Below are 19,748 nucleotides of genomic sequence, written 5' to 3'. Positions count from 1 at the left end.
CAGGAGCAGCGATGAGCGATCCCACCCCACGGACCGGCGGCCACCGCGCCCGAGTGGACCTGCCCGACTGGATGCGCAATCCCGAGCCGCCCCGCCGTACCCTGGGCCGCCGGCTCTCGACGCTGGTGGACGCCGTCCCGGCGCTGCGCGACGCCCGGCGCCGCCTCTGGCTGTGGCGGGACCGCACCCGGTACAGCGAACGGCATCCGGTGATCTCGGCGATCGTCTCGTTCGCCGTCGTCGCCCTGACCGCCACCCTCCTGATCACCGGCACCCTGTACCTGTTCCACCAGATCACACACCGCGCGCTCTGATCCGGGACCGGACTGCCGCCGGATGGCCGGGAAACCGGACAGCGGCGTACGACGGCGGCGTGCGAAGATCCACGGCGCCGCGCCCCGCCGGACCCTGGACAGGCCATGAGCACCGATCCGCACGCCCCCTCCTCCGCGCCCACTTCGGAACGGCCACCCCTGTCGGAGCAGCCGTCCGCGTCGGAGCAGCCAGCCCCGGCCGCCGGTGATCCGGCAGGTCCGTCCAGCGGCGAGGCGCCCACCCCGCCCGGCGAGAACGGGCAGCGGCCGTCGCCGCGCCAACTCGCGGAGCTGTTCGCGCGCGCGGACGCGCCGGTCCGGGTGCCGGACTGGATGCGCCAGCCGGAGGTGGAGCACGAACTCACCCGGGGCGAGCGGCTCCGGCTCCGGTTCCACCGGTACGGCGGCAAGGCGCTGATCGCGCTGATCGGGGCGGTGGCGCTGGCCCTGATCGGGTTCGTCGGCGCCGCCGGCTACGGCTTCGTCGGCAAGGTCGAGCGGGGCGAGGCGATCCTGCCGGCTCGGCCCGACGCGGCGGCCGAGCCTCGGCCCACCGACGCCGACGGCGACACGCTGGACGTCTTCCTCGGCACCGAGGCGCAGGACTTCCCCACCGGCCCGGCGGCGATCGTCCTGCCGCCGGCACGGCCGACCGGGCCGTTCACCCAGGCACAGGTCGCCGACGCGCTGACCCAGGTACGCGCCGCCCTGATCGCCGGCCGACTGGACCCGAGGATGCTCCAGGGCGAGCCCGCGGGTCTCCTCGCCCGGCTCGCTCCCGACACCCGGGACACGGCCCGGGCGGAGCTGAAGCGGGGCGGGACCCCCGGCTTCGCCACCCGGATCGCCGGCCCGTGGCTGAAGAAGACCGGCATCCGGGCCCGGGGGACCATCGAATACGCGTCGACCACCGACTCCGAGGGGGTGCGGGTGCTGGCCGTCACCACCAGGTTCACCTGGGTCTATCCGCTCCTCCTGTTCCAGGCGCAGCTCTATCCGGCGGGCGCCGAGCTGGTGACGGTGCGGGACGAGGTGGTCTGGCACCTCCCACACCCGGACGACGTCAGGCCCACCTCGAGGGGTCTCTGGATCGACTCCTACGGGGCCGGCGTGCAGAACGCGACCTGCCTCGGGGTGAAGCAGGGTGTCCTCGAGCAGGATTATCGGAACACGTCCGACTACCGGGCGCGCCACACGACGCTCGGGTGCGTCGCCAGGTGACCGGCGCTGACCTCAGCGGACCGCGCCGACCACCGCCCAGCCGCCGGAGCGCAGCCGCAGCAGCAGGGCGACCAGGCGCAGCAGCACGAAGAGCAGCAGACCGGCCCAGATGCCGCCCAGCCCGAGGTCGAACGCCCAGGCCAGCCAGATCGCCGGCAGGAAGCCGCCCAGCGCCGCCACGATGGTGAGGTTGCGCAGGTAACGGACGTCTCCGGCGCCGATCAGCACCCCGTCGAGGGCGAACACCACGCCGCCGACCGGCTGGAGGGCCACGAACCAGGGCCAGGCCACCATGGCCTGCTCGCGTACCCCCGGGTCGGAACTGAACCAGGAGGGCACGACGCCGGCGCCCGCCGCGATCAGCGCGGCGAAGACGACGCCGCAGGCCCCACCGATCAGCGCGAGCCGGCGGGCCAGCGCCCGGGCCCCGGTGTCGTCGCCCGCGCCGAGCGCCGCGCCGATCAGGGACTGGGCGGCGATGGCGAGCGCGTCGAGCACCAGCGCGGTGAAGAACCAGAGCTGCACGGCGACCTGGTGGGCGCCGACCGCCGCGGCGCCGAACCGGGCCGCGACGGCGGTCGCCGACAGGAAGCTGGCCTGGAAGGCGACGCCGCGGACGAGCAGGTCGCGGCTGAGCACCAGTTGCTGGCGGATGAGGTGCGGACGGGGCCGCAGGGAGATCCGCTCGCGGACCAGCGCGGTGGCGAAGAGCGCGCCGGAGATGCTCTGGGCGATCGCGTTGGCCACCGCCGAGCCGACCAGGCCGAGCCCTGCCGGATAGACCAGCAGCGGGCAGAGCAGCGCGGAGAGCAGGTTCGGCGCGAGCACGAACCAGAGCGGCCGGCGGGTGTCCTGGATGCCGCGCAGCCAGCCGTTGCCGGCCGCGGCGAGCAGCAGGCCGGGGGCGCCCAGCGCCGCGATCCGCAGCCAGTGCGCGGCGGCGTCGGCCACCGCGCCGGACTCGCCGACGAGGGTACGCGCCAGCGCCCCGCCGCCGAGCTGCATGCCGGCCGCCACCAGCACGCCCAGTGCGAGGGCAAGCCAGGATGCCTGGACGCCCTCGGCCACCGCGGCGGCCCGGTCGCCGGAGCCGAACCGGCGGGCCGACCGCCCGGTGGTGCCGTACGCGACGACCGCGCCCAGCCAGGCGATCAGGGTCAGCACCGTGCCGCCGACCGCGAGGGCGGCGAGCGGCACCCGGCCCAGGTGGCCCACCACGGCCGTGTCCACCAGCACGTAGAGCGGCTCGGCGGCGAGCACCACGAGCGCGGGCAGGGCGAGCCCGGCGATCCGGCGCGGGGAGGCGTCGGCCGCGGTGGCGGCGGTGGCGGGCTGGCTCATCGCCGCTGATCCTGGCACGCGGCAGGTAAGGCCCGCAACCCCCGTCATCACTTACGGATGCGAGCCGGCCGGAGGCCGGGTGGTGGCCTGAAGGGGCGGGCGCGGCCACCGGCGCGGGCGACGGCCTCAGGGGTGACGCCCCTGTGCGGCCGAGGGCCCGGGCGACGGCCTCAGGGGCGACCACCTCGCACCGTCGCGGCTCGGGCGACGGCCTCAGGGGCGAGGACGTCGCGCGGGCGGCGGCTCCGCCGGCAGGGTGGCCAGGAAGGCGCGGATGTCCGCACGGGTACGCAGGCGCAGGAAGGCTGGGCGGGGTTCGGCGGCGGCCAGCGCGGCGATGATCCGCGGGCGGGACCGGGCGGGATAGCGCCAGACGTACCGGAGGAACTGCAGGTCGATCCGCTCGGGGCAACCGGCGGGGAGGTCGGGCCGGGGCGTCGCCCGGTGGACCCAGCGCCGGCGCAGCACCCGGGCCAGGCAGAGCAGCCGCGGCGGGTCGCAGAGGACGAGCAGATCGGCCCGGGGCAGCCGGAGGTCCAGGGTGCCGCCGTAGTTGCCGTCCATCACCCAGCACGGGCGGGCGGCCAGCGCGGCGACCTCGGAGCGGAAGTCGCCGTCGGCGGCGGGGATCCAGCCGGCCCGCCAGTAGTGCCGGTCGAGGTGGATCAAGGGAAGGCCGAGGCGGCGGGCGACCTCGCGGGCCAGGGTGCTCTTGCCGGCGCCGGCGCTGCCGACGATCAGGATCCGTCGCACCGACCGGAGGTTACCGGGGCGGCGGCAGCACCGCGGCCGGCGGCGGGCACGGGCGGGCGGTGGCGCTGACGACCCCAGGTGCGGTCGGCAGCGTCACCGCCGGTCCGGTTGCGTCACTGGCGGGTGTCCATCGAGGTCTGCAGCGCGCGCCGCATCTGCTCGCGGGCCTCGTCGGTGGTCTCGGTCTTGGTGGGCTTGCTGGCCATGGGGTGATTCCTTCCAGGGTGTCGAGCCGCCGCACGCGGCGGCCCTACGGGCGGTCCTGCTGAGCGCCGGGCGGGCGGTCCGGGATCACCGGAGCGGCTCGCCTGGCAGCGTGAGCCCGGGTCGGTCAGACCCTGGAGGGGGGCGACGCCGGGTGTGGCGCCACCGCCCGCGACCTGCGTCCCCACGGGGACGCCGGCCAATTCCCAAGTTAACGTTCAGTTCCACATGCTGCCCAGGCTTCCCGCTATCTGGACACGCTCAGCGGGCCAGGAAGTGCCAGCCCACCCACCACCAGAAGCCGAGCAGACCGATCCTGCCCACCGGCACCGGCCCTACGTCGTAGCGCATGAGACAGCCGCACACCACCCCGAGCGGCGGGATCCGCGACCCGGGCCGCCGGGCGAGCAGCGCCAGCGCCACGAAGAGCGCCAGGGCGAGCAGGAAACCACCCGCGGCGAGCGCCCGCATCATCGCCGCGCCAGCCCCCAGAACGCGACCAGCCAGGCGAGCCAGGCCGCCGACCGGGCCGTCGGATGCTCCAGCACCGGGTCCATCAGGCGGGAGAAGGTCGGAAACTCGTGGCCCGCGTCGGCAACGAACGTCACGGCCTCGAACAGGGCGAACACCGCGACCGGCAGCAGCCACCAGCCCGCCCCGGCGGGCAGCCGCGGGGCGGCGGGCCGGCGGGACACCCGGCGGTCCAGACCGAGCCAGATCAGTACGGCACCGGCACCGAGGGTCCACAGGGTGGCCGGCGTGGAGAAGGAGGGCAACTGCCCGCCCACCAGCGCGACGCCCACCAGCGCGGGCACGGTGACCAGCGGCCGGTCCCACGACCGGGACGCCGCGGTGAAACGTTCGTGGGAATGCTCCATCCGACGATTCTCCCCGCCGTCACGCAGCGCAGGAAGACCGGCACGCCCCGGAGTCGTCGCCCGATCAGGCCGGCAGCAACGCCCCGTCGAGCTCGGCCCGGATCAGCCCGACCACGGCGTCCACGTCGCCCACACCGGTGAACCCGGCGGCGAACCGGTGCCCACCGCCGCCCAGCGCCACCGCGACCCGGCTGACGTCCACCGCGCCCTTGCTGCGCATCGACACCGCCCACTCGGCAGCGCCGACCTGCTTCAGCACGCACGCCACGTCCGCCTCGGCCGTGCAGCGCACCGAGTCGATCAGCGCCTCCAGCACGTACGGTCGCTGGTCGTACCGGGCCAGGTCGTCCTGCGTGGCGTACGTCCAGACCAGACCGTGCCCGGCCGCGGCGGCCGGTTCCAGGCGGGCCCGGCCGAGCACCTCGCCGAAGAGCCGGACCGCCCCGAACGGGCGGGTGTCGAAGACCTCGCGGGAGATGTCGCCCGGCCGGATGCCGGTGGCCAGCAGCCGCGCGGCCAGCCGGTGCACGGCGGGGGTGGTGGCCTCGAAGCGGAACGAGCCGGTGTCCGTGGTGAGCGCCACGTAGAGGCAGGCCGCGATCTCCGCGTCCAGCGGCACCTCCAGCCGGGCCAGCAGCTCCTCGGCGACCACCGAGGTGGCCGCGGCGGCCGGATCCACCAACTGCACGTCACCGAACCGGGTGTTCGAGCCGTGGTGGTCGAGCACCAGCGCCCGCCCCGGGCCGGCCAACCGGTCGGCCAGCTCCCCGAGGCGCGACTCACTGGCCGCGTCGAAGCAGATCACCAGGTCGGGCTCCCGGTACGCCTCGTCGGCCGGGACCAGCAGCTCCAGCCCCGGCAGCCAGCGGAACGGTTCCGGCACCTCCGGCGGACCGGGAAAGGTCGCCTGGAGGTGCCGTACGCCGAGCCGGCGCAGACCCAGTCCGAAGCCGAGCATGCTGCCCAGTGCGTCGCCGTCCGGGTTGACGTGGCAGATCAGCAGGACCCGCGCGTCGGGATCGCCGTCCAGGGCGCGTACCGCCGCCACGGCGGCCGCCCAGTCGGCCTCACCCGGGCCGGCCACCGCTGTCGACGCCGGCGAGTCGGTCACCGCCGGTCCGTGGTGGGCGGGGTGTCGGCCTCGTCCTCGTCCTCGTCGGCCTCGTCGTCGTCCTCGTCGACCCGGTACGGCTGGGCCTCCCCCGCGTACGCGGCGCCGGCGGCCAGCCGCTGCACCTCGGCGTCAGCGTTGCGCGCGGCCGTGAGCAGGTCGTCGATGTGCTTGACCTGGTCCTGCACGTCGTCCAGGACGAAGGTCAGGGTCGGCGAGTGGCGCAGCCCGAGGGCCTTGCCGACGGTGCTGCGCAGCATGCCCTTCGCGCTCTCCAGCGCGGCGGCCGTGCTGGCCTGGGCGGCGGCGTCGCCGAGCACCGTGTAGAAGACCGTGGCGTCCCGCAGGTCGGCGGTGATCCGGGCGTCGGTGATCGTGATCATGCCCAGCCGGGGGTCCTTGATCTGGCTCCGCACCACCGAAGCAACCAGTTCACGGATGCGCTCCGCGTGCCGGCGTACCTTGGCCGGATCCGACATCTCCCCCACCTCCAGGGCGTTCTGCTCCCGGTCGGATCGCCGCGGCGCGAACGCCACCGGGCCCGACCGCCCAACCCCTCGAACACTACCCGCGCCGCCGCGCCCCTCGCGCACCACCGCCGGGGGTGCGAGCAGGGGCACCCTCCCGGCGGCCGGCTCAGTCCTCCTCGGTGTGCAGGCGGCGGCGCACCGACAGCAGTTCGGCCTCGGGCCGGCCGGCGACCAGGCGCTCGCACGAGTCCAGCACCTCACGGACGTGGGACGCCTCGGCGGCCACCACGGCCACCCCGATCTCGGCCCGGCCGGTCAGGTCCAGCGCGCCGGTCTCGGCCACCGAGACCTCGAAGCGGCGCAGCGCGGCGATGATCGGGCGGACGTAGGAACGCTTGGCCTTCAGGGAACGGGAGTCCCCGGGCAGCAACAGGTCGAAGAGCGCGGTTCCGGTGTACACGGCGGGAAACGGTACGCCACGGCACCCGGCTCGATCACCTGTTTTCCGCCGGCGGCGCCGCTCAGGCCGGGGCGACGGCGACCAGGACGTCCCGCTCGATGGCCTGGTCCACCCGGTGCGCCAGGTCCCGGTAGCCGGGCCCGTCCATCACCCGCAGGCCCGCGTCCACCAGCACCGCCTCGGCCGCCGCCCGCGGCGTCACCTGCGTGTTCCAGGACAGGCCGAGCGCGCCGCCCGGGCGAAGCAACGCCCGCCAGACCGGGACCGCGGCGGTCAGCAGGTCCAGCGGGCTGCGGGACAGCCCCCGCTCGGCGGTCCGCGCGCCGTGCGCCACGCCGTACGGGGCGTCGGTGACGATCACGTCGGCGCAGCCGGGTCGGAGCACCTCGCGGGCCCGGGTGGTGTCGGTGTGCAGCACGGTGACCCGCTGGGTGGCGCCGGCCCGGTGCTCGTCGCGCGACGGCGCCAGCACCGCCTCGAAGCGGCGGGCCACCAGCTTGCGGTCCTTGCGTACCGGCACCAGCTCGGCGGTGTGCTTGAGCCGCTTGCGCCGCAGCCAGGTACGCAGGAAGGCCGCGTACGCGTCGACGTCCTTGCCGTCGTGCTCCACGCCGATGCCGTCGTAGCCGTACATCAGGGCCTGGTTGAGGGTGGTGCCCCGGCCGCAGAGCGGATCGAGCACCACCAGCTGCCGGTCGAGCATCCCCGGCGCGGAGGCGGAGGCGAGCACGGTGGCGTTCAGCAGCAGCCGGGTGAACTGCTCGTTGGTCTTGCCGGCGTACTTGGGGATGGTGATCAGGTCGGAGTCGTACCGGGCCAGCGGGTGCAGCGGCACCGGCCGGAGCAGGTCGTCGCCCACCCGCTCGAAGAGCGCGTACGCGGCCGACAGGTTCGCCAGGTGGGCCAGGTCCCGGGTGGAGAGCCCGTCCGCCGTCGCGGCGAAGGTCAGGTAGTCCACCCCGGCGATCCGCTCCGTCGCCGGGGCGACCGGGGCTGAGTCGAGCACCCCCGAACCGGCGAAGATCTCCAGCTCGGCGCGGGCCAGCCGGCCGGCGGCGTCGGCGTAGACCCGGTTGGCGGACGGGGCGAGGAGCAGCGCGTACCTGAGCACGCCGGAAATTGTCGCAGCCTGCGCGGACGGCGACGGCCGGGACCCACCAGGGCCCCGGCCGCCGCCGTACTCACCGCTTCACACCGCTCAGGCGCGCGGCTTCTCCCGCATCTCGAAGGTCTCGATGATGTCGCCGACCTGGACGTTGTTGAAACCGCCCAGCGTCAGACCACACTCGAAGCCCTCGCGGACCTCCGTCGCGTCGTCCTTGAACCGCTTCAGAGAGCTGATCGTGAGGTTGTCCGCCACGACCGCCCCGTCCCGCAGCAGCCGCGCCTTGGCGTTGCGGCGGATGATGCCGGACCGGACGATACAGCCGGAGATGTTGCCGATCTTGGACGAGCGGAACACGTCGCGGATCTCCGCGCTGCCCAGCTCGACCTCCTCGTACTCCGGCTTGAGCAGACCCTTGAGCGCGGCGTCGATCTCCTCGATGGCCTGGTAGATGACGGTGTAGTACCGGATCTCCACGCCCTCGCGGTCGGCGATCTCGCGGACCTTGTTCGCGGCCCGCACGTTGAAGCCGATGATCGTGACCGCCTCGGACGAGGCGCTCGCGAGCATGACGTCGCTCTCGGTGATCGCACCCACACCCCGGTGGATGATCCGCAGCTGGACCTCCTCGGGGATGTCGAGGTTGAACAGCGCGTCCTCGAGCGCCTCCACGGAACCGGAGCCGTCGCCCTTGAGCACCAGGTTGAGCGAGGTCTTCTCGCCCTCCTTGAGCTGCTCCATGAGCGTCTCGAGAGTGGCCCGGCCACGGGAGTTGGCGAAGGACGCCGCCCGCCGCCGTGCCTGCCGCTGCTCGGCGATCTGCCGAACGGTCCGGTCGTCCTCGGCCGCCAGGAAGGTGTCACCCGCACCCGGCACCGTGGTCAGACCGAGCACCATGACCGGACGCGCCGGCCCGGCCTCGGCGACCTGGTTGCCGTTCTCGTCGAGCATCGCCCGGACCCGGCCGTGCGCCCCACCGGCGACGATCGAGTCGCCCGCCCGCAGGGTGCCCTTCTGCACCAGCACCGTCGCGACCGCACCACGGCCCTTGTCCAGGTGCGCCTCGATGGCCACACCCTGCGCCGGCCCGTCGATCGGAGCGGTCAGCTCCAGCGACGCGTCGGCGGTCAGCAGGACGGCCTCGAGCAGTTCCTCGATGCCGGTGCCCGGCTTGGCCGCCACGTTGACGAACATGGTTTCGCCGCCGTACTCCTCGGCGACCAGGCCGTACTCGGTCAGTTGCTGGCGGACCTTGTCCGGGTTGGCGTCCGGCTTGTCGACCTTGTTGACCGCGACCACGATCGGGACGTCCGCCGCCTTGGCGTGGTTGAGCGCCTCGATCGTCTGCGGCATCACGCCGTCGTCGGCCGCCACCACCAGGATGACGATGTCGGTCACCTGGGCACCACGGGCACGCATGGCGGTGAACGCCTCGTGACCCGGGGTGTCGATGAAGGTGACCGCCCGGTCGTTGCCCTCGTGCGGGACGTGGACCTGGTACGCACCGATGTGCTGGGTGATGCCACCCGCCTCACCGGCGACCACGTTCGCCTTACGGATCGCGTCGAGCAGCTTGGTCTTACCGTGGTCGACGTGACCCATGACGGTCACGACCGGCGCACGGCTGACCAGGCGGTCCTCCGCGACCTCGGCGTCGAGGTCGATGTTGAACTGCGCGAGCAGCTCACGGTCCTCGTCCTCCGGGCTGACGATCTGCACGTCGAAGCCGAGGTGCTCACCCAGGAGCAGCAGCGTCTCGTCGGAGCAGGACTGCGTCGCCGTCACCATCTCGCCCAGGTTGAACATCTCCTGGACCAGCGAACCCGGGTTGGCGTTGATCTTGTCGGCGAAGTCCGACAGCGAGGCGCCACGGGAGAGCCGGACGACCTGACCCTGGCCCCGGGGGGCACCCGAGGACATGGTCGGGGCCGACAGGTTGTCGAACTCCTGTCTGCGCTGCTTCTTGGACTTGCGGCCACGGGTCGGCCGACCACCCGGACGCCCGAAGGCACCCGCGGCGCCGCCGCCACGGCCACGACCGCCGCCACCGGGACGACCGCCGCCACCACCCGGGCGGAAACCGCCACCGGGCGCACCGGCACCGGGAGCACCGCCGCCGCCACCGGGGCCGCCACGGTAGCCACCGCCACCGCCACCGGGACCGCCGCGGTAGCCACCGCCACCGCCGCCGCCACCGGGACCGCCACGGAAGCCGCCGCCACCACCGGGACGACCGGCGCCGCCACCGGGGCCACCACGACCGGCACCGGGGCCGCCGGGGCGACCCGTGGTCGGACGCTGGCTCGGCATGGACGCCGGGCTGGGCCGCGGCGGCATGGAGGCCGGGCTGGGCCGCGGCGGCATGCCCGCCGGGCTCGGCCGCGGGCCACCCGCGCCACCGGCGGCCGGGGGCCGCTGCTGCTGGCCACCCTGGATGCCGAACGGGTTGTTACCGGCGCCGCGCGCCGGCGGACGGCCGCCCGGACGGGCACCCGGACCCGGGGTCGGCGCGCCGGGACGACCGGCTGCCGGACCGGGCCGCGGCGGCACGGCGTTCGGGCCGGGACGCGGACCGGGGCGGGGACCGCCCTCGGCCGGGGGCTCCCGGCGGACGTTCTCACGCTGCTGCTGGCGGGCGGCCTGCGCGGCCTTGACCGCGGCCTCCTGCTCAGCCTTCAGCGCGGCGGCACGCGCCTCGGCGGCGGCCACCTCGATGTCGTGTGCGCTCGCCGGCTTGGCGACCGGGGCCGACGGGGTCGGCGGGCCGGGAACCGGCGGCTTCGGACGGGGACCGGGGCCGGGAGCCGGCGCGGCCGGCCGCCGAGGCGGCATCGGCTTGGCCGAGATCCGGGGGGCGCCCGGGGTCGGGGTCGGCGTCGGGGTCGGCGCCGGAGCCACCGGAGGAGCCGCCGGTGCCGGGGCGGACCCGGCGGAGGCGACGAACGCGTTACGCAGCCGACGGGCGACGGGCGCCTCGACGGTGCTGGACGCGGACTTGACGAACTCGCCCATTTCCTTCAGCTTGGCGAGCACGGTCTTGCTTTCGACCCCGAGCTCCTTGGCAAGCTCGTGTACGCGGGCCTTTCCTGCCACTGCACTCCTCACTCCGAGGTCGTGCGGGCAGCACCCGCAGCGACCTCACTCGTGCACTTGAAGCCTGGTCATTTCAGGGACTTCATCGTGTGCTCATGTTGGTCGTCCTACCTTGCTAGCGATCCCTCGTCCGGTCGGGCTGACCGGACGTAGAGGTTGGCGCGTCAACGTGCTCCGCCAGCTCCCCGTGATCGACGATCCCGGTGATGCGCAGTGCCCGCCCGAAGGCGCGGCGCCGCACCGCCTGCGCGAAGCAGGCCGGATCCGGGTGCATGTTCGCTCCCCGACCCGGCAGCCTGCGGGTCGGATCGGGTTTGAGGCTGTGACCAGCCTCGTCGCCGACCGCGACGATCCGCAGCAGTTCGTTGGCCGGCGCACGACGCCGGCAACCCACACAGGTGCGCTCCGGCAGCGCGCGTCGTACCACCGGAGGAAGTCTACCCCTAGCTGCCCGAGATCGCGCCGCCCGGCTCCTTGACGTGATCAGCCCCGCCCCGCGCGGCCGGCGCAGCCTGCTCGGCGTCGGACCGGATGTCGATCCGCCAACCGGTCAACCGGGCGGCCAGTCGGGCGTTCTGCCCCTCGCGCCCGATCGCCAGCGAGAGCTGGAAATCCGGAACGGTCACCCGGGCGGTCCGGGTGGCCAGGTCGACCACCTCGACCCGCAGCGCCTTGGCCGGCGACAGCGCGTTGCCGACGAAGGTGGCCGGGTCGTCCGACCAGTCGATGATGTCGATCTTCTCACCGTGCAGCTCGCTCATCACCGCGCGCACCCGCTGGCCCATCGGGCCGATGCAGGCGCCCTTGGCGTTGACGCCCTGGGTGGTCGAGCGTACGGCGATCTTGGTGCGGTGCCCGGCCTCGCGGGCGATGGCGCCGATCTCCACGGTGCCGTCGGCGATCTCGGGCACCTCCAGCGCGAAGAGCTTCTTCACCAGCCCCGGGTGCGAGCGGGACAACGTGATCTGCGGCCCGCGCATTCCCTTGGCGACGTGCACCACCACGCAGCGGATCCGCTCGCCGTGCTCGTAGCGCTCGCCGGGGACCTGCTCGGACTGGGGCAGCACGCCCTCCAGCTTGCCCAGGTCGACGCTGACGATGCCCTTCTCGCGCCGGGTCTCGTGCGCCTGCACGACGCCGGTGACCAGGTCACCGTCGCGGCCCACGTACTCGCCGAAGTGCACCTCGTCGGTGGCCTCCCGCAGCCGCTGGAGGATCACCTGCTTGGCGGTCATCGCGGCGATCCGGCCGAAGTCGTGCGGGGTGTCGTCCCACTCCCGCGCCACCGAGCCGTCGTCGTCCAACTCCTGGGCGTACACCGAGGCGGCGCCCGACCTGCGGTCGATCTCCACCCGGGCGTGCGGCTCGGAGCCCTCGGTGTGCCGGTAGGCGGTCAGCAGCGCGGTCTCGATCGCCGCGAGGATCGTGTCGAACGGGATCTCCCGCTCGCGCTCGAGTGCGCGCAGCGCCGCGAGGTCGATGTTCACCTCTCCTCGTCCTCCACATCATCTTCGTCGTCGATGTCGTCAATGTCGCCGGTCTCTTCGGTCTCGTCGATCTCGTCGAGCCGGCTGAACTCCACCTGCACCCGGCCGGGGCCGAGCTCGGCGTAGGAATGCTCCACGCGGCCGGAGTCGGTCTCCAGCGTCACCCGCTCGTCGTCGGCCTCGACCACCCGGCCGGTGAGCTGCCGGTCGCCGGCGGCCCGCTGCCCGGGCACCCCCGCCGCGCCGCGCACGGTCACCTTGACCAGCCGGCCGACGTTGCGCCGCCAGTGCCGGGGCAGGGTCAGCGGCCGGTCCACCCCGGGAGAGCTGACCTCGAGCTGGTACTCGCCGGCGACCAGGTCGCCACCGGCCTCCTCGGCCGCGTCCAGGGCCGCGGAGACCGCCCGGGAGACGTCCGCGACGGCGTCCAGGTTGATCCCGCCGTCGGCGTCGACGATCACGCGTACGACGTGCCGGCGGCCGGCGCGGGAGACGGAGAGGTCCTCCAGGACGTAGCCGGCCTCGGTCACCACCGGCTCGACCACCTCGCGCAACTTGGCGCGTCGGGCGCCGAGGTCGCCACCGCGCGGGCCGCCGGCCCGGGGGGCGTCGGTGCGGGGGGCGTCGGTGCGGGGGGCGTCGGCGCGCCGGGGTCGACCCGACGGGCCGGTCGACCTGGTGGCACGGCCACGCTGCGTCATCTGGCGTAACCCTTCTGCGATCGGCGGCGGCCCGGTCGGCCGCCATGCCGGCACGCCACCGGGGCGGACGCGCCCGGTGGCTGCGCAGAGCGTAACGCGCCTACCGGTCGGCGTACCCGGCGGCGCACCGGACGGTGGTGGCCCACCGGCCGGCACGGATGGTGTTGACTTGTCCGGTGGCGACGGGCAGAACGACACAGCGCGACGAGACAACCAGTCATTCCCGACGAAACCTGCTCCGGGCCGGCGCCCTGCTGGCGCTCGGCGGGGCGACCGCGCCGCTGGCCGGTTGTGATCTTTTCGACCGGGGCGACGACCCGCCACCCCCGCCGGACCCGCTGGAACCGCTCGCCGCCGGGGCGGAGGAGCTGGCCGGCCGGCATCGCGCGGCGCTCGCCGCCGATCCGAGCCTGACCGAACGGCTCACCCCGATCGCCGAGGCCCACGAGGCGCACGCCGCCGAGCTGCGCCGGGTGATCGGGCGTACCCCGCCGTCGGGGTCGCCGTCCCCCACACCCGGCGCGAGCGCGCCGACCGCAACCGGCGCGGCCCTGGTCGCCGAGCTGCGCGCGGCCGAGCGCGCCGGGCAGGTCGCGGCCGCGAAGGCGTGCGCCGCCGCGCCCGGCGAGCGGGCCGCGCTGCTCGGCTCGATCACCGCCGCCCGGGCCACCCACGTGGAGGTGCTGGCATGACCCGCCGCGCGCCCGCCGCCGGGCCCACGCCGGCGCTGACCGCCGCGCTGACCGCCGAGTACGCGGCCATCTACGCCTACGGCCCGATCGGGGTACGCCTCAGCGACGCCGCCCGGTCCGCCGCCCGCGCCGCCGAGGCGGCCCACCGCAACCGCCGCGACGCCCTGGTCCTCCAGCTCAGCGCCGGCGGGGCCGAGGTGCCGGCGGACCACGCCGGCTACGCCCTGCCCTTCCCGGTGACCGACCGGGCGAGCGCCCTGCGGCTGGCCGTCGAGATCGAGGACCGGACGGCCGGGTTCTGGCGGGCGGCGTTGGCCGAGACGGAGGGCGCCGACCGGAACCGGGCGCTGGCCGCCCTCACCGACTGCGCGTTGCGGGCCACCCGCTGGCGCCGGGTCGCGGGGGTGACCCCGCTCACGGTGCCGTTCCCCGGCCGCTCCACCTGACGCCGGCCGGGCCGGACTGTCGCCGGCCCGGTTGCGGGTCCCATACCAGGTATGCATACTCCGGGCCATGTCCATCCGACACGGCCTGCTCGCCCTGCTCGAACGCGGCCACATGTACGGCTACCAGCTCCGCGCCGCGTTCGAGGAGTCCACCGGCTCGACCTGGCCGCTGAACATCGGGCAGGTCTACACCACCCTCGCCCGGCTGGAGCGCGACGGCCTGGTCCGACCGCTGCCCGAGGGCGAGGGCGGCCAGCGGCCGTACGAGATCACCGACGCCGGCCGGGCCGACCTCGCGCTCTGGTTCGCGACCCCGATCAGCCGTACCGACCGGCCCCGCGACGAGCTGGCGATCAAGCTGGCCCTCGCGCTGACCACCCCGGGTGTCGACGTGCGCTCGGTGGTCCAGGCGCAGCGCACCGCCACCATGCGGACCCTGCAGGAGTTGACCCGGTTGAAGTTCGCCAGCGACCGCCCGGAGGACCTGCCCTGGCGGCTGGTGCTGGACGCGATGGTGTTCCAGTCGGAGGCCGAGATCCGCTGGCTGGACCACTGCGAGACGAGCCTGGTCCGGTACCGGCCGGCTCCGGGGCGTCCGGCGCCCGGCCCCGGGGTGGACGAGGCGGTGGACCGCGCAGACCAGGAGGCCCGACGGTGAGCGGTACGGCCGAACCGGTGCTCGACGTCCGCGACGTGCACCGCACCCACGGCGCCGGCCCGGCGGCGGTACGCGCGCTGCGTGGGGTGAGTCTCACCGTCGCACCCGGTGAGCTGGTCGCCGTGATGGGGCCCTCCGGCTCCGGCAAGTCGACGCTGCTGGCGCTGGCCGGCGGCCTGGACGGCCCGACGGCCGGCGAGGTACGCGTCGAGGGCGAGTGCCTCGGCGCGCTGGACCGCCGGCAGCTGGCCCGGGTCCGCCGCCGCCGGATCGGCTACATCTTCCAGGAGCTGAACCTGCTGGGCAGCCTGACCGCGGCGGAGAACGTGGCCCTTCCCCTGGAGCTGGACGGCGTGGGCGTCCGGACGGCCCGGCGGCAGGCCCGGGTCGCCCTGGCCGAGGTGGAGCTGGACGGGCTGGGCGACCGCTTCCCCGACCAGCTCTCCGGCGGCCAGCAGCAGCGGGTGGCGATCGCCCGGGCGCTGGTCGGTGAGCGCCGGTTGGTGCTGGCCGACGAGCCGACCGGCGCGCTGGACTCGCGTACCGGGGAGGCGGTGCTGCACCTGCTGCGGCGACGGGTCGACGCCGGGGCGGCCGGCGTGCTGGTCACCCACGAGGCGCGGCACGCCGGCTGGGCCGACCGGGTGGTCTTCCTGCGGGACGGGGTGCTGGTCGACTCGACCGCCCCGCTGGGCAGCGTCGAGCAGCTGCTGTCCGGCAGCCACCGGTGAGCCGACCGGCAGCCGCGCGTTCCCCGGTGGACCGCCCGTCCGCCGCGAGCCGGCGGCTCGTCGAGGGCCGCCGGAGGCCGCGCCTCGCCGCGTGGTTCGGCTCCTGGCGGGCCGCGTTGCGGATCGCCCGCCGGGAGGCCCACCGGGCGCGGGGACGGACCGCGCTGGTGCTCGCGATGATCGCGTTGCCGGTGCTGGCGCTGACCTTCGTCGCGGTCAGCTACGACATGGCCCGGCTGACCCGGGACGAGGAGCTGGATCGCCGGCTGGGGGTCGCCGACGTGGAGCTGCGGCCGATCGCCGACCGGGCGATCCGACAGGACGCCTGGGGCACCGGCCCGGCGGACATCGGCGACCGGGAGCGGCGGGTCGATCGGCCCGGCACCGTCGAGGAGGTGACCGCGCTGCTCCCGCCGGGGAGCCGTGCGGTGCCGGTGCACCGGTGGGTGCCGTTCGACGTCCGCCGCGGCGACCGCGACGAGACGATCCGCGCCCGGGCCCTGGACCTGACCGACCCGCTCGCCCGGGCGCACGCCCGGCTGCTGTCCGGTCGCGCGCCGGCCGGCGCCGACGAGATCGCGGTCAGCCGGGCCGCCCTGACCGACCTGCCCACCCGGATCGGCGGCCGGGTGACGGTGGCCGACGGCTCCCGCTCCTACCGGGTGGTGGGCACCGTCGAGTTCCCCGACGACCTGGGCGTGGTGATCGCGCTGCACCCGTCGGCCGTCGGCCGGGTCGGGCTCGACGGCGAGGCCGGCTGGCTGGTCGACCTGCCCGGCGGCGTCGACGACGACCTGGTCCGGCGGCTCAACGCCCACGGCGTCCTGGTCGCCGCCCGGGCCCCGGTGCCGGGCGCCCCGCTGCCGCGTACCGACGCCGGATCGGACGCCACCGACTGGGGCAACGGAGTGCTGGTCGGCGGGTTGGGACTGCTGGAGGTGGTGCTGCTGGTCGGGCCCGCCTTCGCCGTCGGCGTCCGGCGTCGACGCCGGGACCTGGCGCTGGTGGCGGTCGCCGGCGGGGACGCCGCCCAGCTACGCCGGGTGGTGCTCGCCGACGGCGTGGTGCTGGGCGCCCTCGGGGCCGCGGCCGGCCTGGCGCTGGGTGTGACGGCGGCCTTCGCCGGGCGGCCACTGGTCGAGCAGTACCTGATGCAGGCCCGATCCGGCGGGTACCGCTGCTTCCCGGCGGCGCTGGCCACCATCGCGCTGGTGGCGGTGGTGGCCGGCGTGCTGGCGGCACTGGCCCCGGCCTGGACGGCGGCCCGCCACGACGTGGTGGCGGGGCTGGCCGGTCGCCGGTCGGCGCCGCCGCACCGCCGCCGGTGGTTGCTGATCGGGGCGGCCCTCACCCTCGCCGGCACCGGCCTGGCCGCGCTCGGCGCGGCCCGGATCAATTCGACCGGAGTCCTGGCCGGCCTCGTTCTCGGCGAGCTGGGCCTGGTCTTCGCCACCCCGGCCCTGCTCGGCGCGCTGGCCCGGGCCGGCCGGCTCCTTCCGCTGGCACCCCGGATCGCGCTGCGCGACGCCAGCCGCAACCGCTCGTCGGCGGCGCCGGCCATCTCCGCGGTGATGGCCGCCGTGGCCGGGAGCGTCGCCGTCGGGGTCTACCTGGCCGGTGGCGTCGAGCGGGACGCGGGCCGGTACCGGCCCGCGCTGCCGCCCGGGCACGTCCTGGTCACCCGGATCGACGACACCGGCCCGCTACCGCCGCTGTCCCTGGTCGCCGAGCTGGCCCGCACCGAGCTGCCGGGCGGCCACCCGGCCCCGCTCGCCTACCCGGTCTGCGCCGACGGCACCGGCAACTGCTACGTCTCCGCGCCGCTGCCGCCGGGCCGGGCCTGCCCGTACGCCCTGGGCCCGCCGCTGAGCCGGGCCGAGCAGCACGCCGCCCTGGCCGACCCGCGCTGCGACCGGTCCGACGGTTACTACTCCGGGCCGTCGGCGGGGACGGCCGTCGTCGACGACGGGAGCGCCCTGCCCGGCCTCACCGGGGCCGGCCCGGAGGCGGTGGCGGCGGCCACCGCGGTGCTGCGGGCCGGCGGGGTGGTGGTCGGGGACCCGCGCCAGGTCGTGGCCGGGCGGGTCACCCTGGTCGCGAACCGGACCGACGACCGGCCGGAACCGGTCGCCACGACCACCGCCACGGTGCCCGGGTACGCGCTGACCAACGGCGTCCCGGCCGACCGGCTGATCCTCTCCCCCGCCGCGGCCGCCCGGGTGGGGCTGGTCGGTCGGCAGTCCGGCTGGGTCGTCGCCACCGACCGCACACCGAACCGGGGCGAGCAGGACCGGTTCACCCGGGCGCTGCGGGCGCACCTGCGGGTCCAGGTGGACGTGGAGCGCGGACCGTCCGAAGAGGACCGCTCCCCGCAGCTGCTCCTGCTGGCCCTGGCCGCCGGGGTGGTCACCGTGGGCGCGTCGGCGATCGCCACCGGGCTCGCCGCCGCCGAGGGCCGCGCCGACCTGTCCACCCTGGCCGCGGTCGGGGCCAGCCCAGGCGTACGCCGGCTGCTCTCGCTCTGCCAGGCCGGGGTGATCGCCGGAACCGGCTCGGTGCTGGGCATCGCGGCCGGCCTCGGCACCGCCGTGATCATCCTCACCGCCGTCAACCGCCGGTACGCCGAGTCGTGGCCGGTGGAGCCGCCGTATCCGCTGGTGGTGCCGGGCTCGGTCGCCGCCGTCGCGGTGGTGGTGCCCCTGGTGGCGATGCTCGGCGCCGGCTTGTTCACCCGCTCCCGGCTGCCCGTCGAACGGCGACTCGACTGACCGGCATCGATCGATCGGGGGGTGCCGCGGCGGGCCGGGAACGGGCAGACTGGAGGGCGTGTCCGTGTTGGGAAGCCTCACCCGCCGGGTCGGCCACCACCGCTGGTTCGGCGCCGCCGCCCGCCTGCTCGTGCCCGCCGACCGGCTGGTCGGCCGGCTCACCCGGGGGCGGGTGGTCGCGCTCGGGCTGATTCCCTCCCTGGTCATCACCACCACCGGCCGGCGCTCCGGCAAACCCCGCAGCAACCCCCTGCTGTACGTGCCGGACGGCGACGCGTACGTGGTGATCGGATCGAACTGGGGGCAGCAGCACCAGCCCGGCTGGGCGATGAACCTGCTCGCCGACCCGGCCGCCGAGGTCGACGTCAAGGGCCGCCGGACGAGGGTGCGCGCCGAGGTGGCCACCGGCGCCGAGCGGGACCGGCTGTGGCAGCTGCTGGTGACCGAGTGGCCGGCGTACCGGACGTACGTCGAGCGGGCCGGCGGCCGGGAGATCCGCATCTTCCGGCTGGTGCCGGTGCCCGGCGGCCCCCCGGACGGCGGCGCCCCGGACCGGTGACCGGGGTCCGGCCGGCGCGCGCCGGCCGGGCGGCCTCGTCAGCCCAGCCCGCCCTGGATGCCGATCAGGGAGCCCACCAGATACGTCGCGCCGGCCGCGGCCGCGCCCAGCAGCAGCTGCCGCAGGCCGCTGGACCACCAGGGCCGGTAGGTGAAGCGGGCGACGATCGCCCCGGCCAGGAAGAGCCCGACCCCGCCCACGGCGAGCGCCAGCCAGAGGCTGGTGAAGCCGAGCAGGTAGGTCAGCAGCGGCACCAGCGCCCCGATGGAGAAGCAGACGAACGACGACACCGCCGCGGCCCAGGGGCTGGGCTGCTCGTCCGGGTCGACGCCCAACTCCTCGCGGACGTGCACCCGCAGCGCCTCCTCGGGGTTGCGCCGGACCGCGTCGGCGACCTGCATGGCCAGGTCCCGGGGCAGGCCCCGGGCCACCCACGCGTCGGCCAGCTCGCGGGCCTCCGCCTCCGGGTGCCGTTCCAGCTCCCGGCGCTCCTTGGCCACCTCGGCGGCCACCTGCTCGTTGGCCGACCGGACGCTGGTGTACTCGCCCAGCCCCATCGAGATGGCGCCGGCGACCAGGCCGGCCGCGCCGGTCAGCACGACGCTGCGCGGCGAGACCCCGCCGCCGCCCACGCCGGCGATCAGGGCGATGTTGGTGACCAGGCCGTCCATCGCGCCGAACACGGCCGGCCGCAGCCAGCCGCCGGACACGTCCGCGTGGTGCGCCTCGCGCAGCGCCGCCGGGGTGTCGGTCACG

General features: G+C 75.4%; 20 protein-coding genes and 1 pseudogene. 8 read left to right on the top strand and 13 right to left on the bottom strand.

The window, feature by feature from the left end; translation table 11 throughout:
- The first annotated feature begins 11 nt into the window (after positions 1–11).
- Positions 12–314, top strand: a complete 303-nt coding sequence (locus tag GA0074704_RS10645) for a hypothetical protein (RefSeq protein ID WP_088970352.1) — start codon at positions 12–14, stop codon at positions 312–314.
- 105 nt (positions 315–419) lie between these two features.
- Positions 420–1,535, top strand: coding sequence for a hypothetical protein (locus GA0074704_RS10640; protein WP_088970351.1), 1,116 nt, complete (start codon positions 420–422; stop codon positions 1,533–1,535).
- Between the two features lie 12 nt (positions 1,536–1,547).
- On the opposite strand, the gene GA0074704_RS10635 is transcribed toward GA0074704_RS10640, so the two are convergent.
- From GA0074704_RS10635 to rimP, 12 genes and pseudogenes are all read right to left on the bottom strand, one after another.
- Positions 1,548–2,876 carry an MATE family efflux transporter gene (locus tag GA0074704_RS10635; RefSeq protein ID WP_088970350.1) on the bottom strand — a complete coding sequence of 443 codons (1,329 nt, stop codon included), beginning with the start codon at positions 2,874–2,876 and terminating at the stop codon, positions 1,548–1,550.
- 213 nt (positions 2,877–3,089) lie between these two features.
- Positions 3,090–3,629, bottom strand: a complete 540-nt coding sequence (locus GA0074704_RS10630; protein WP_231926812.1) for an AAA family ATPase — start codon at positions 3,627–3,629, stop codon at positions 3,090–3,092.
- 465 nt (positions 3,630–4,094) lie between these two features.
- Positions 4,095–4,304: a DUF6186 family protein gene (locus tag GA0074704_RS10620; protein WP_172880893.1), complete on the bottom strand. Its 210-nt coding sequence runs from the start codon at positions 4,302–4,304 to the stop codon at positions 4,095–4,097.
- Positions 4,304–4,711 (bottom strand): hypothetical protein, encoded by a 408-nt coding sequence (locus GA0074704_RS10615; RefSeq protein WP_088970347.1) that lies wholly within the window; start codon positions 4,709–4,711, stop codon positions 4,304–4,306. The genes GA0074704_RS10620 and GA0074704_RS10615 overlap by 1 nt, the downstream gene beginning before the upstream one ends.
- A 64-nt stretch (positions 4,712–4,775) precedes the next feature.
- Positions 4,776–5,822 (bottom strand): DHH family phosphoesterase, encoded by a 1,047-nt coding sequence (locus GA0074704_RS10610; protein WP_088970346.1) that lies wholly within the window; start codon positions 5,820–5,822, stop codon positions 4,776–4,778.
- Complete coding sequence (rbfA, locus tag GA0074704_RS10605) at positions 5,819–6,301, bottom strand: 30S ribosome-binding factor RbfA (protein ID WP_088973590.1); 483 nt, start codon at positions 6,299–6,301, stop codon at positions 5,819–5,821. Before rbfA ends, GA0074704_RS10610 begins: the two co-directional genes overlap by 4 nt.
- 157 nt (positions 6,302–6,458) lie before the next feature.
- Complete coding sequence (locus GA0074704_RS10600) at positions 6,459–6,752, bottom strand: DUF503 domain-containing protein (RefSeq protein WP_088970345.1); 294 nt, start codon at positions 6,750–6,752, stop codon at positions 6,459–6,461.
- 61 nt (positions 6,753–6,813) lie between these two features.
- A complete protein-coding gene (locus tag GA0074704_RS10595) occupies positions 6,814–7,863 on the bottom strand; it encodes a TRM11 family SAM-dependent methyltransferase (protein WP_088970344.1) in 1,050 nt (349 codons plus the stop codon).
- An 87-nt stretch (positions 7,864–7,950) separates the two neighbouring features.
- On the bottom strand, positions 7,951–10,950 hold the full coding sequence (gene infB, locus GA0074704_RS10590; protein WP_088970343.1) for a translation initiation factor IF-2: 3,000 nt from the start codon (positions 10,948–10,950) through the stop codon (positions 7,951–7,953).
- 93 nt (positions 10,951–11,043) lie between these two features.
- Positions 11,044–11,377: pseudogene (locus tag GA0074704_RS10585) on the bottom strand (YlxR family protein).
- 16 nt (positions 11,378–11,393) lie between these two features.
- Entirely contained in the window at positions 11,394–12,437 is a 1,044-nt protein-coding gene (nusA, locus tag GA0074704_RS10580) for a transcription termination factor NusA (protein ID WP_088970341.1), read from the bottom strand.
- Positions 12,434–13,138: a ribosome maturation factor RimP gene (gene rimP / locus GA0074704_RS10575; RefSeq protein ID WP_088970340.1), complete on the bottom strand. Its 705-nt coding sequence runs from the start codon at positions 13,136–13,138 to the stop codon at positions 12,434–12,436. The genes nusA and rimP overlap by 4 nt, the downstream gene beginning before the upstream one ends.
- A 176-nt stretch (positions 13,139–13,314) precedes the next feature.
- Here rimP and GA0074704_RS10570 point away from each other — a divergent pair, with 176 nt between their 5' ends.
- The 6 genes from GA0074704_RS10570 (at position 13,315) to GA0074704_RS10545 (ending at position 18,992) form a co-directional block, all read left to right on the top strand.
- Positions 13,315–13,830 (top strand): hypothetical protein, encoded by a 516-nt coding sequence (locus GA0074704_RS10570; protein ID WP_377471672.1) that lies wholly within the window; start codon positions 13,315–13,317, stop codon positions 13,828–13,830.
- Positions 13,827–14,276: a ferritin-like domain-containing protein gene (locus GA0074704_RS10565; protein WP_088970339.1), complete on the top strand. Its 450-nt coding sequence runs from the start codon at positions 13,827–13,829 to the stop codon at positions 14,274–14,276. Before GA0074704_RS10570 ends, GA0074704_RS10565 begins: the two co-directional genes overlap by 4 nt.
- A gap of 67 nt (positions 14,277–14,343) precedes the next feature.
- Positions 14,344–14,934 (top strand): PadR family transcriptional regulator, encoded by a 591-nt coding sequence (locus tag GA0074704_RS10560; protein WP_088970338.1) that lies wholly within the window; start codon positions 14,344–14,346, stop codon positions 14,932–14,934.
- Entirely contained in the window at positions 14,931–15,665 is a 735-nt protein-coding gene (locus GA0074704_RS10555; protein WP_088970337.1) for an ABC transporter ATP-binding protein, read from the top strand. Before GA0074704_RS10560 ends, GA0074704_RS10555 begins: the two co-directional genes overlap by 4 nt.
- Entirely contained in the window at positions 15,662–18,433 is a 2,772-nt protein-coding gene (locus GA0074704_RS10550; RefSeq protein WP_231926811.1) for an FtsX-like permease family protein, read from the top strand. The genes GA0074704_RS10555 and GA0074704_RS10550 overlap by 4 nt, the downstream gene beginning before the upstream one ends.
- 58 nt (positions 18,434–18,491) lie before the next feature.
- A complete protein-coding gene (locus tag GA0074704_RS10545) occupies positions 18,492–18,992 on the top strand; it encodes a nitroreductase family deazaflavin-dependent oxidoreductase (RefSeq protein ID WP_088970335.1) in 501 nt (166 codons plus the stop codon).
- 38 nt (positions 18,993–19,030) lie between these two features.
- On the opposite strand, the gene GA0074704_RS10540 is transcribed toward GA0074704_RS10545, so the two are convergent.
- Positions 19,031–19,747 (bottom strand): VIT1/CCC1 transporter family protein, encoded by a 717-nt coding sequence (locus GA0074704_RS10540; RefSeq protein ID WP_088970334.1) that lies wholly within the window; start codon positions 19,745–19,747, stop codon positions 19,031–19,033.
- Position 19,748 lies beyond the last annotated feature (1 nt).

Source organism: Micromonospora siamensis, from assembly GCF_900090305.1.
Classification (GTDB): Bacteria; Actinomycetota; Actinomycetes; order Mycobacteriales; family Micromonosporaceae; genus Micromonospora; species Micromonospora siamensis.
Note: the sequence above shows the minus strand (reverse complement) of the source record. Positions and strands in the feature narration are given on the sequence as shown.

What these genes read in the sequence shown, in the direction of transcription:
- GA0074704_RS10645 (WP_088970352.1), top strand. Translation starts at nt 12, where the DNA reads ATGAGCGATCCCACCCCACGGACCGGCGGCCACCGCGCCCGAGTGGAC.
- GA0074704_RS10640 (WP_088970351.1), top strand. Translation starts at nt 420, where the DNA reads ATGAGCACCGATCCGCACGCCCCCTCCTCCGCGCCCACTTCGGAACGG.
- GA0074704_RS10635 (WP_088970350.1), bottom strand. Translation starts at nt 2,876, where the DNA reads ATGAGCCAGCCCGCCACCGCCGCCACCGCGGCCGACGCCTCCCCGCGC.
- GA0074704_RS10620 (WP_172880893.1), bottom strand. Translation starts at nt 4,304, where the DNA reads ATGCGGGCGCTCGCCGCGGGTGGTTTCCTGCTCGCCCTGGCGCTCTTC.
- GA0074704_RS10615 (WP_088970347.1), bottom strand. Translation starts at nt 4,711, where the DNA reads ATGGAGCATTCCCACGAACGTTTCACCGCGGCGTCCCGGTCGTGGGAC.
- rbfA (WP_088973590.1), bottom strand. Translation starts at nt 6,301, where the DNA reads ATGTCGGATCCGGCCAAGGTACGCCGGCACGCGGAGCGCATCCGTGAA.
- rimP (WP_088970340.1), bottom strand. Translation starts at nt 13,138, where the DNA reads ATGACGCAGCGTGGCCGTGCCACCAGGTCGACCGGCCCGTCGGGTCGA.
- GA0074704_RS10565 (WP_088970339.1), top strand. Translation starts at nt 13,827, where the DNA reads ATGACCCGCCGCGCGCCCGCCGCCGGGCCCACGCCGGCGCTGACCGCC.
- GA0074704_RS10560 (WP_088970338.1), top strand. Translation starts at nt 14,344, where the DNA reads ATGTCCATCCGACACGGCCTGCTCGCCCTGCTCGAACGCGGCCACATG.